Here is an 11,378-nt window from a genome sequence, read left to right as displayed (position 1 = left end):
CTGTTGGAGCCTACCACCACATCCCCGGCGAAGCCGCCGAATTGCGACCTGTGTCCCCAGGCACCCTCCCGCATCGATGAAGCCTACCCAAAGAAACAACGCCAACGATGTCCGCATGAAGAAGTGGCAGTGAAAATACCCATACAAAGAAGCCACAACAACGACACCCTACAAAAGAACAATACAAAAACCAGACACCTACTCTTATATCTTATATAAGACTGTTGCCTGATTGGCGCTTCTTCTTTAAAATGGCGGCATTCTCAAACCCTCCTTTCTGGGGTACTTTAATGCTGGATTCCTACCGCACCGAAGCCGCTGCTCGCGAAGCCATTGGCGTGCCGCCACTGCCACTGACAGCCAAGCAAACTGCCGATCTGATCGAACTCCTCAAGGCGCCTCCGGCGGGCGAGGAACAATTCCTGCTGGATCTCTTTACCCACCGTGTGCCGGCGGGTGTTGATGATGCCGCGCAGGTCAAGGCTTCCTACCTTGCGGCGCTGGCACTAGGCACAGAAACCTGCTCGCTGATTAGCGCCAAGCATGCCACCGAACTTCTGGGGACGATGCTGGGGGGCTTTAATATCGGCGCCCTGATCGAGCTGCTTGACCACGCAGACCTCGCACCGGTTGCAGCCGAGGGGCTGAAGAAAACCCTGCTGGTATTCGATGCGTTTCACGATATCGAAGAAAAAGCCAAGGGCGGTAATGCCCACGCACAGGCTGTATTGCAAAGCTGGGCGGATGCCGAGTGGTTTACCAGCCGCCCGGAGGTTCCTGAGAGCCTGACGATGACCGTGTTCAAGGTGACGGGCGAAACCAATACAGATGATCTCTCGCCGGCACCAGATGCCTGGAGCCGCCCGGATATCCCACTGCATGCACTGGCGATGCTTAAAAACCCGCGTGATGGAATTACGCCGGATGCCCCGGGCCAAGTGGGGCCGATCACGCTGATCAATCAGCTGAAAGAAAAAGGCCATCTGGTGGCCTATGTGGGTGATGTGGTGGGCACCGGCTCGTCACGTAAGTCGGCCACCAACTCGGTTATCTGGCACACCGGCGAAGATATCCCGTTCGTGCCCAACAAGCGCTTTGGTGGCGTCTGTCTGGGTAACAAGATTGCCCCGATTTTCTACAACACAATGGAAGATTCGGGTGCGCTGCCTATCGAGCTCGACGTGTCGGGCATGGATATGGGCGACATCGTCGAGCTGCGCCCCTACGAGGGCAAGGCACTGAAAAACGGTCAGGTAATTGCCGAGTTTCAGCTGAAGTCTGAAGTTTTGCTGGATGAAGTTCGCGCCGGTGGCCGGATTCCGCTGATTATTGGCCGCGGCCTCACGGCCAAGGCCCGCGCATCGTTGGGCTTGCCGGCCACGACGCTGTTCCGTTTGCCCGAGTCTCCCGTAGATACAGGCAAGGGCTTTTCGCTGGCACAAAAGCTGGTGGGCCGCGCATGTGGCTTGCCTGAAGGCCAAGGGGTGCGCCCGGGCACGTATTGCGAGCCGCGCATGACATCGGTGGGCAGCCAGGACACAACCGGCCCCATGACGCGCGATGAGCTTAAGGATTTGGCTTGCGTGGGCTTCTCGGCCGACCTGGTGATGCAATCGTTCTGCCACACGGCAGCGTATCCCAAGCCTGTGGACGTCAAAACCCACCACGAGCTTCCGGCCTTTATCAGCACACGCGGCGGGGTGGCCCTACGCCCGGGCGATGGCATCATCCACTCCTGGCTTAACCGCATGCTGCTGCCGGATACGGTGGGTACGGGCGGTGATTCGCATACACGTTTCCCGATCGGGATCAGCTTCCCGGCCGGCTCGGGATTGGTGGCGTTTGCCGCCGCCACGGGTGTAATGCCGCTGGACATGCCCGAATCCGTGCTGGTGCGCTTCAAGGGCACGATGCAGCCGGGCGTGACACTGCGCGATCTGGTCAATGCAATTCCGCTGTATGCCATCAAGAAGGGCTTGCTGACAGTCGAGAAAAAGGGCAAGAAAAACATTTTCTCGGGCCGCATTCTCGAAATCGAAGGCTTGCCCAACCTGAAAATCGAGCAAGCATTCGAGCTCTCCGACGCGTCGGCTGAGCGCTCGGCAGCTGCCTGCACGGTACGCCTGAACAAAGAGCCGATCATCGAGTACCTCAACAGCAATATCACGCTGCTGAAATGGATGATCGCCAACGGCTACGAAGACGCCCGCACGCTGGCACGCCGCATCAAGAACATGGAAGCCTGGCTGGCCGATCCTCAATTGGTAGAGCCCGATGCAGACGTGGATTACGCAGCGGTCATCGACATCGATCTGGCTGAAATCAAAGAGCCGATCGTGGCCTGCCCCAACGATCCTGATGATGTCAAAACCCTGTCTGATGTAGCCGGCACGGCCATCGATGAGGTCTTCATCGGCAGCTGCATGACCAACATTGGCCACTTCCGCGCCGCCGCAGCTCTGCTTAAAGGCAAGCGCGATCTGCCATCCAAGTTGTGGGTCGCGCCACCCACCAAGATGGATGCCAGCGAGCTGACCAAAGAGGGCCACTATGGCACCTTTGGTACGGCCGGGGCACGCATGGAAATGCCAGGTTGCTCCTTGTGCATGGGCAATCAGGCCCAAGTGCGCGAGGGTGCCACGGTGTTTTCCACCAGCACCCGCAACTTCCCCAATCGTCTGGGCAAAAACGCCAATGTGTTCTTGGGCTCGGCCGAGATGGCAGCGATCTGCTCGGGCCTGGGCCGCATTCCCACCCGTGACGAGTACCTGGAAGCAATGGGGCTGCTGGCTAAAGATAGCCAGGATATCTACCGCTACATGAACTTCGACCAGATTGAAGACTTCACCGAAGTCGCCAATACGGTTCAAGCCTAAAAGGTAGCTCCCGCCCGCTTCGGGCGTCCCCTCAGCCCCGGCATGTTTACACGACATGCCGGGGCTGATTGCTTGAACGCGCTACACTAATGGGTCTATTCAGTGTGTCCCATTTTCCCGGTTTCTCATGCCCGCCCGATCCCGATCTTCTTCTTTGTCCCGGACGTCGCTGTCGCTGGTGTCTCTGGCCGAGTCTCTCTCCCGTTCAGGCAGTCGGCTGGAAGACCTCTGGTGGCAGCAAGCGCTTTCCAAGGCGCTCACTAAAGTGCTCGGTGGCCGCGCTGGGCATAGTATCGAGCACGCACTCGAGCACTTGCTGCAGCATCGCTCGCCGGCCTACGAGCTGCTGGTTGAGCACGCCGAGGCGTACTCAGAGTCTTTTAACCTGACGCACGACAATCAGTCATACGACGTGCAGCTGATTTCAGCCCCAGTACTGGCCTGGACGCGCTACCAGTTGCCTGCCGCGCAACTCACGGAGTCACACTTGCAGGCGTTATCCGACGCCATGACCGGCATTGTGCTGGCGCCCGGTGCGCAACTGCAATTGCTGCCGCATTGGGTGCGTTTCGATCAACTTCCGCAGTCGTTTCGTGAAACCCGCACATGGGCCACAGAGATTGCCCAACACACCTTGGGCACGCGGCGCGATCTTCCAGGCCTGCCACCGGCAGACACGCCCGAAGACCTGCTGGCGGATGCATATTTCCTGATTGGTGTGGTGATCGTGCCGCAGGGCCAGGCCCTGTTCAAATGGCAGGATACGGGCGAAGACAGCCTGGTCAAACGCACCGAGGTTGCCTCACAGTGGGCGCAGGCGTGCGTGCAAGCCATCGAACCCCTGTTTACAGGCTGTCTGATGGAATACCTACCGCCCGAAGCCTTTTATACAGCCACCCGGCAAGCCGATCAAAGCATTCGGCCGCTTACCTTAAAGGCCGCCATCACCTGGCTGCAAACGGCCGCGCATATTGCCGCCACCGATCTTCGTGCCGCCATTGTGGGCTGCGGCGAGCAAGCTATCGAAGAATATCGCATCGGTTTTTGCACACGTAAAAACAACGATGTGATCTACGGATGCGTCTGGCCATCGCTTAGCCGGGAAGAAGCCACCCCCGATCTCAGCGAGGCCGCAGAAGGCGAAGTAGACACCTGGGACACGCTGGCAGCGCTGCTGCGAGAATCCGGCATCCAGGACATCCGGCGCCTGCCCGGCCTGCATCCGCTCGAGTTCTGCGACGATTGCGGCACGCCGTATTTTCCCAATATGCTGGGCGAAATGCAGCACCCCGAGCTCCCCGAAGAAATCGATCCCGAACCCGTCCAGTTTCACTAAATGCCTGTCGATATTTTCTGCCAGGTCATCGACAACTTTGGTGATGCTGGCGTGTGCTGGCGTCTGGCACAACAGTACGCAGCGCTGGGCCATCGGGTACGGCTCTGGATTGATGATCTCGCCACACTGGCCCGGCTGGCGCCCGCACTGGACGCAACAGTGCTGCACCAGCATGTGCACGGCATCGAGGTTGTTCATTGGTCTTTAGCTGCGCAGGCGCAGGCCCCAGCCAATGGCCTGGTGATCGAAGCTTTTGCCTGCACCCTGCCCACGTCTTATCAGGCATCTTTGGCCCAGACACAGAGCCTGTGGATCAATCTCGAGTACCTGAGCGCAGAGCCCTGGATCGAGGGCTATCACGGCCTGCCCTCCCTGCAACCCAACAGGGTTGCCAAGTACTTTTATTTTCCTGGTTTCACTGCGGCCAGCGGTGGGCTGCTACGAGAGCCAGATCTGCTGGACAGACGTCGTCAGGCGCTCGGGATGGATCGCCGGCTGCGGCTGTCGCAGATCACCGGTTGGCCTATCGACACCTTGCCGGTGGACGCGCGTTATATCTTGCTGTTTTGCTATCCGGGCGCACCCATAGACACTTTGCTGGCGGCGCTGGCTCAGATGGACACCCCCACCTGTCTTTTACTGGCGGGCACACACGTCGGCGGCGCGGCAACTGCTGCACAGGGTGAAGGAAACCGGCACACTGATGCATCAATCACGGGAAACCTGCAGGTTCGCACCTTGCCTTTCGTGCCGCAGGCGCAGTTTGATGATCTGCTGTGGTGCTGCGATCTGAACTTTGTGCGCGGCGAGGATTCTTTGGTGCGGGCACTTTGGGCAGGCGCGCCCCTGGTGTGGCACATTTACCCGCAGGCCGAAGACACGCATCTGACAAAACTGGAGGCCTGGCTGCAAAGGGCGCAACTGCCGACGGCAGCCAGCGCCCTGATCCGGGCATGGAACGCCGGCCCGCCCGGCTGTACCAGTCTGTCCAGCCATGCCCACCCACCCACCCAGATGGCTGAGTGCCTGGCGGATGCACTGGCGCCCACAAGCTGGAAAGCCTGGCAGATCCGTGCGCAGCAGTGGTCTGACGAACTGGCCACACAGCCTGATCTGGCCAGCCAGTTGCTGCGGTTTTACCAGCAACACGCCCAGACGCGTTAGAATACACAGTTAATTTTTTCCTGCTTTGCCTCGAAACGCGTTTTTCATGCTCGGGGCATGTCTTTCCCCCGGAGTCTTACCCTATGAAAATCGCCCAAGAACTGCGCGTCGGCAACGTTGTAATGGTTGGCAGCGACCCCTTGGTAGTCCAAAAGGCCGAGTACAACAAATCTGGCCGCAATGCTGCGGTGGTGAAGCTGAAATTTAAAAACCTGCTTACCGGCACCGCCAGCGAGTCTGTTTGCAAGGCCGACGAAAAATTCGAACAAGTCGTCCTCGAAAACAAAGAATGCACGTACTCGTACTTTGCCGATCCCATGTATGCCTTCATGGACGAAGAATACAACCAGCACGAAGTTGAATCCGAAAGCATGGGCGACGCGTTGAACTACCTCGAAGAAGGGATGACGGTTCAAGTCGTCTTCTACGAAGGCCGTGCCATTTCTGTCGAGCTGCCCACGATCATCGTGCGCGAAATCACCTACACCGAACCGGCCGTCAAGGGCGACACCTCGGGCAAGGTGCTGAAACCCGCCAAGATCAACACCGGCTACGAGCTCGCAGTGCCACTGTTCTGCAATATCGGCGACAAGATCGAAATCGATACCCGCACCAACGAGTACCGTAGCCGCGTGATGTAATTTTCAGCATCGGCAGCACATAAAAACGGGGCACGATTGCCCCGTTTTTGCATCCAACCGGTACAGTTTTATTTACTGCAAACGGTCGTCGTCCAGAATGTCTGGAATCGGCATGATGGAGATGCCGTCTTCTACAAGCTCTTGGCACTCTTCCACAGATGCCGTGCCACGGATGGGGCGCTCTTCGATTTCTCCGGTGTGCATGCGCCGGGCTTCGTCGGCAAAGCGGGCCCCGACGTTATCGCTTTGGCGCACCACCTGGCGGATCTGACGCAAAACCTCGGCCTGCAGCTGTGCCAGTTGCTGGCTGGAGGGCGCGGCCACGGCCGCACGACCTTGCCCTGCCGGCGATTGGGCCGCCGTGGGTTGGCTGCGCAGGTGGCTGACATTAAGGTGCGGGGCCGATACGCGCCGCGTGATACTGCTGCTTTGGCAGACAGGACAACGCACCAGCCCGTCCGCCAGTTGCTTGTCGTAGGTTTCCTGTGATGCAAACCAGCCTTCAAAGACGTGGTCGTGCTCACAGGCGAGGTCGAATACTTTTAGTGCCATGATTAGCAAATGGGGGCGCGATCGCCCGTTTCAAGCGCTTTCCAGCATTTGTAGCGCCATTCCCAGGGTGGCACAGGCTTGGCATCCCGCCACAAGCCCAGGTGCTGCTGTTTTGCGCGCCGTTGCAAGTCTGGCAAGCTGGCGTCACGCATATACTTGCCACGTCCCTGCTGGTTAGCCCAGACCATGCCACTGGCCACCAGAGCCTGACTGGCCAGGCGGCCATCATCCAGGGGGACATCACAGATCTCGCGGCCATATTGGTCTTGCTCGTAGCAGTGCAGGCGCACATTTTTACCGGCCACCAGATCAGCCAGTGCCTGGCGCGCGGCCTTGCCATAGGGCTGGCCAGGCTGGGCACGCCCATGGCCGATCTCGGGTGCATCGATGCTGGCCAGGCGCACGCGCACGCGATCACGGCCCGACAGCAAGGTTAATGTGTCGCCATCCGCCACATGCACGACCTTACCTGACAAGGTGTAAGCATCGGCCGACTCGAACGCCAGGGGCGACAACAACGCCGCCAGTACGGCCACTGAGAAAAGTAATCGACGCATGGAGAGAGTTCCGGCAAAAAAGGGCTGCAAACCTGGCGCAGCCCGTGCTCTATTGTACTGGACAGCACCACCTTCTTAACGGGCGCTGCAGCACCGTCATCCTGTACAAACTTGAACAAACGCAACCACTGCGCACCGGCTTCAAGCCGGCCAGGCCCGTTGCAACAATGCCTCAGCAGCTTGAACCGGCAGACACGCACCATACACCCGCCCACCCTGGCCTTGCAGGCGGGTATCCACAAAGGCCCGAGACACATTATCGGGGGCGTGACGCAGCAGCAGATCGGTCTGCACCAGCAAGACCAGATCACGGGCAATCTGTCGTGCCTGGATCTGTTGCGCTTCCGGGGTATCCTGCAAGGCCTTCAGAAGGCGGTCAGCTGTCGCGCGCAAAGTGGATTCAGCCGGATGGGCCTGTGCCATGCCGTCAATCATCTGGCTGATGTGCGGCCCGGCATGCCCAATGGCACGCAGCACATCCAGGCACATGACATTGCCCGAGCCCTCCCAGATGGAGTTGACCGGTGCTTCGCGATACAGGCGTGCCATAGGTGCGTCTTCGATGTAGCCATTGCCGCCCCACACCTCCATGCATTCGGCCATGGCCTCGATGGTGCGCTTGCACACCCAAAACTTGGCTGCCGGCGTAAGGATGCGCCGCAAGGCATGCTCGGCCGGCTGCTCAGGATGATCAAACGCCCGGGACAGCCGCAACGCCAGCACGGTGGCGGCCTCAGACTCGAGGGCAAGGTCGGCCAGCACCTGGCGCATCAGGGGTTGATCGATCAGGTTGCTGCCAAACGCACGGCGATGGCGTGCATGGTGGATGGCCTGTACCAGCCCCTGGCGCATCAGGGCCGCGCTACCCAGGACACAATCCAGGCGTGTATAAGAGGCCATCTCCACCAGCGTGGGGATGCCGCGCCCAGGATCGCCCACCCGCCGCCCCAACGCACTGGAGAACTCGACCTCGGCACTGGCATTGGAACGATTGCCCAACTTGTCCTTCAGGCGCTGAAGATGAACACCGTTGCGCGTACCCGAGGGCAGCCAGCGGGGGACATAAAAGCAGGACAAACCCTCGCCTTCGCGGGCCAGCATCAAGTGGGCATCCGAGGTGGGCGACGAGAAAAACCATTTGTGGCCGGTGAGACGAAACCAGCCATCGCTGTCCGGGCTGGCCGTACTGGTGTTGCTGCGCAGATCAGAACCCCCCTGCTTTTCTGTGAGACCCATACCAATCATCATCGAGACCTTGTCAGCCAGGGGAAGATCGCGCCCATCGTATTGCCGGCTGGCCAGCTTAGGTTGAAGCTCGGCAAACCAGGGCTCGCGGGCCAGCAAGGGGATGGCGGCGCTGGTCATCGTAATGGGGCAAAGCGAGCCTGCTTCTACCTGCCCGTGCATCAGGTAATGGGCGGCACGCACCACATGGGCGCCCTCGGCCGGCGCAATCCAGGCGCTGCCGTGCATGCCCTGGGCAAACGCCAGCGATAGAAATTGTGTCCAGCCCGGGTGAAACTGCACCCAGTCGATGCGATGTCCGGTGCGATCAAATGCCTGCAGCACCGGGGCTGTGCGGTTGGCCTCGGCGGCCAGCACGGCCAGATCGGCCTGCCCCAGGCGGCGCCCCCAGGATTCGAGGTCGGTGGCATCGGCCTGCCCGCCCTCCCGCAGCACCCCCTGCATCAGGGCCACATCATCCAGAAAAAGATTGCAATCGGGCAGATCAGACACCTGGTTATCCACCTGATGTGTCTCGAACGGCGAATGCTGAACAGCCATGACGGCCTCCAAAAAACCCTTGCAAGACAACCCAGTCTACCCGTGAATCCGGTGTGACAACAGGCTCGCTACAATCAGATGCACCCACCCAATGGAGACTCTTTGCATGACCCCACGAATTCTGATCCTGTGCGGTGCCCTTTTGCTGGCACTCGGCGTGGCTGCCGGGGCCTTTGGCGCCCATGGATTGCGACGGGTGCTAAGCCCTGATCTGCTGGAAACCTGGCGCACTGCGGCCCATTACCAGCTGATCCATGGCCTGGGCCTGTTACTGGTGGCCGCATTGTGGTCGTCTCTGGCGCCCACCCCCGCGGCCTGGGCAGGCAGCCTGATGCTGGCCGGTGTACTGATTTTTAGCGGCAGCCTGTATGTCCTGGCGCTGACAGGCATCCGGGTGCTGGGGGCCGTGACGCCCATTGGCGGGCTGCTGATGATTGCTTCCTGGCTATGCCTGGCATGGGGTGCCTGGCGAGGCGGCGCATAGGCGGGCAAGCCCGATCGCAACCAGCTGATCAGTGGCAATCCGCGCCCATACCCGGGCCTATAATAAGGGCCCGTTTCAACGTCCGGAATCCCCATGTCCAAAGCTTCTGGCGATCACGCGCTGCGCAACTGGCTGCGGGCTCTGCCCAAGGCCGAGCTTCACCTGCACATCGAAGGCACTCTTGAGCCCGAGCTCATGTTTGCCCTGGCGTCACGCAATCAGGTGCCCCTGCCCTATGCCGACGTGCAAGCAGTCAAAGATGCCTACCAGTTTTCCGATTTGCAGTCGTTCCTGGATCTGTACTACGCAGGTGCCAGCGTTCTGGTCACCGAGCAGGATTTCTACGACCTGGCCATGGCCTACCTGCAACGTGCCCACGCAGACGGCCTGGTGCACGTCGAAATCATGTTCGACCCGCAAACCCATACGCATCGTGGCATTGCCATCGACACCGTTTTTGCAGGCCTGGCCCGCGCCTTGCGCGAAGCGCGCGATACCCTGAGCATCAGCAGCTACCTGCTGCTCAGTTTCCTGCGCCACCTCAGCGAAGCCGACGCCCTTGCCACGCTGGATGCGGCACTGCCATTACGAGACCAGTACGCAGATCTCTGGATCGGTGTGGGGCTGGACTCTGCCGAAAAAGGCAATCCGCCCGAGAAATTTGCCCGCCTGTACGCGCGCTGCGCAGAGCTGGGCTTTCGCTGCGTGGCCCACGCAGGCGAAGAAGGCCCGGCCGACTACGTGCGCAGCGCCCTGGATACGCTGCGCGTCGAGCGCATCGACCACGGCGTGCGCACCAGCGACGACCCAGATCTCCTGCAAACAGTGATCCAGCAACGGGTGCCGCTGACGGTTTGTCCTTTGTCCAACCTCAAGCTAGGTGTGGTCAGTGATCTGTCCAACCACAACCTGGCACGCTTGCTGCGTGCCGGCGCCATGATCACGATCAATTCGGACGACCCCGCCTATTTTGGCGGCTACGTGCTGGATAACTATGTGGCCAGTGCGCAAGCACTGGACCTCTCTCACGACGAGCTGGTTACCCTGGCGGCCAACAGCCTGCAGGCGTCTTTTCTGCCGGCTGCCGATAAGGCCCGCTGGATGGATCGTCTGGCCGCAGCTGCCAGCCTGGGTTAAGAGCCATGCCATCTGCTGCCAGGCCACGCCGATTGTCCCTGCCCTCTGATGCCATACAGGGCGCCTGCACGCGGCTTGATCGCGATTTTTACGACCGCCCGGCCATCCAGGTGGCGCCTGATCTATTGGGCTGCCTGATGTTTCATGCCACTCCCCGAGGCTTGCGGGTGGGCCGCGTAGTAGAGGTCGAAGCCTATCTAGGCCCAACTGACCTGGCCGCCCATACGTCGCGCGGCCGCACAGCACGCACCCGCGCCATGTTCGGCCCCCCCGGGCATGCATACGTGTACCTGATCTACGGCATGTACCACTGCATGAATGCCGTGACCGGCCCTGAGGGCAGCGGCACGGCGGTGCTGCTGCGCGCGCTGGCACCGGTTACCGGCCTTGACGGCGAGAGCAACGGCCCAGGAAAACTGTGCCGCGCCATGGATATCACGCTTGAGCACTATGGCATGGATCTGTGCAGCGACACCCTGTGGCTGGCCCGCGATAACGCGCCGGCTGCCGGGCAGATTGCCACCAGCCCCCGCATCGGGGTGGATTACGCAGGCGAGTGGGCGGACAAGCCACTACGGTTTTATATCGACGGGCATCCGGCGGTCAGCCGCCGGCCTGCTACCCGCAAGCCGCGCCATAAACCGGCTTGAGGATCACGCATCCACCCGACCGCTTCGATACCGTCGGGAGGGGCTGAGTATTGCGCAAAATCTGCCGGATCGTGGTATTATCTTGCCCTTTCCGGGGTCTTGGGTACGTGCCTGGCAACAGACAAATCTCCGATTTCGGTAAACAGGCCAGATATGACAGTGTAAAAAAAACATGTTATATTTACGCCTCTTTAGC

10 protein-coding genes are annotated in these 11,378 nt (G+C 60.2%); 7 read left to right on the top strand and 3 right to left on the bottom strand.

Annotation, left to right across the window (positions count from 1 at the left end):
• Positions 1 to 290: 290 nt before the first annotated feature.
• The 4 genes from acnB (at position 291) to efp (ending at position 6,017) form a co-directional block, all read left to right on the top strand.
• Entirely contained in the window at positions 291 to 2,876 is a 2,586-nt protein-coding gene (gene acnB, locus WA928_RS11240; RefSeq protein ID WP_424303506.1) for a bifunctional aconitate hydratase 2/2-methylisocitrate dehydratase, read from the top strand.
• Between the two features lie 127 nt (positions 2,877 to 3,003).
• Entirely contained in the window at positions 3,004 to 4,212 is a 1,209-nt protein-coding gene (locus WA928_RS11235) for a DUF2863 family protein (protein ID WP_424303503.1), read from the top strand.
• Positions 4,213 to 5,376 carry an elongation factor P maturation arginine rhamnosyltransferase EarP gene (gene earP / locus WA928_RS11230; RefSeq protein WP_424303500.1) on the top strand — a complete coding sequence of 388 codons (1,164 nt, stop codon included), beginning with the start codon at positions 4,213 to 4,215 and terminating at the stop codon, positions 5,374 to 5,376.
• A gap of 83 nt (positions 5,377 to 5,459) precedes the next feature.
• The gene (gene efp, locus WA928_RS11225) at positions 5,460 to 6,017 is read left to right on the top strand and encodes an elongation factor P (RefSeq protein ID WP_350380648.1); all 558 of its coding nucleotides are present in this window, start codon (positions 5,460 to 5,462) and stop codon (positions 6,015 to 6,017) included.
• Between the two features lie 72 nt (positions 6,018 to 6,089).
• On the opposite strand, the gene WA928_RS11220 is transcribed toward efp, so the two are convergent.
• The 3 genes from WA928_RS11220 to WA928_RS11210 all read right to left on the bottom strand — a co-directional run bounded on the left by WA928_RS11220 (position 6,090) and on the right by WA928_RS11210 (position 8,911).
• A complete protein-coding gene (locus WA928_RS11220; RefSeq protein WP_417251483.1) occupies positions 6,090 to 6,569 on the bottom strand; it encodes a DUF1178 family protein in 480 nt (159 codons plus the stop codon).
• 2 nt (positions 6,570 to 6,571) lie between these two features.
• Complete coding sequence (locus tag WA928_RS11215; protein WP_424303495.1) at positions 6,572 to 7,126, bottom strand: thermonuclease family protein; 555 nt, start codon at positions 7,124 to 7,126, stop codon at positions 6,572 to 6,574.
• A gap of 141 nt (positions 7,127 to 7,267) precedes the next feature.
• Positions 7,268 to 8,911 (bottom strand): isovaleryl-CoA dehydrogenase, encoded by a 1,644-nt coding sequence (locus tag WA928_RS11210; RefSeq protein WP_424303492.1) that lies wholly within the window; start codon positions 8,909 to 8,911, stop codon positions 7,268 to 7,270.
• A gap of 106 nt (positions 8,912 to 9,017) precedes the next feature.
• Here WA928_RS11210 and WA928_RS11205 point away from each other — a divergent pair, with 106 nt between their 5' ends.
• The 3 genes from WA928_RS11205 to WA928_RS11195 all read left to right on the top strand — a co-directional run bounded on the left by WA928_RS11205 (position 9,018) and on the right by WA928_RS11195 (position 11,182).
• On the top strand, positions 9,018 to 9,395 hold the full coding sequence (locus WA928_RS11205) for a DUF423 domain-containing protein (RefSeq protein WP_424303489.1): 378 nt from the start codon (positions 9,018 to 9,020) through the stop codon (positions 9,393 to 9,395).
• 93 nt (positions 9,396 to 9,488) lie between these two features.
• Positions 9,489 to 10,532 carry an adenosine deaminase gene (locus tag WA928_RS11200; protein ID WP_424303486.1) on the top strand — a complete coding sequence of 348 codons (1,044 nt, stop codon included), beginning with the start codon at positions 9,489 to 9,491 and terminating at the stop codon, positions 10,530 to 10,532.
• A gap of 32 nt (positions 10,533 to 10,564) precedes the next feature.
• Positions 10,565 to 11,182, top strand: a complete 618-nt coding sequence (locus WA928_RS11195; RefSeq protein WP_424303483.1) for a DNA-3-methyladenine glycosylase — start codon at positions 10,565 to 10,567, stop codon at positions 11,180 to 11,182.
• Positions 11,183 to 11,378: the final 196 nt, after the last annotated feature.

This window comes from Castellaniella sp. (genome assembly GCF_049651205.1).
Classification (GTDB): domain Bacteria; phylum Pseudomonadota; class Gammaproteobacteria; order Burkholderiales; family Burkholderiaceae_B; genus Castellaniella.
The sequence above is the reverse complement of the archived record's forward strand: the minus strand, read 5'-3'. Positions and strand labels throughout refer to the sequence as shown.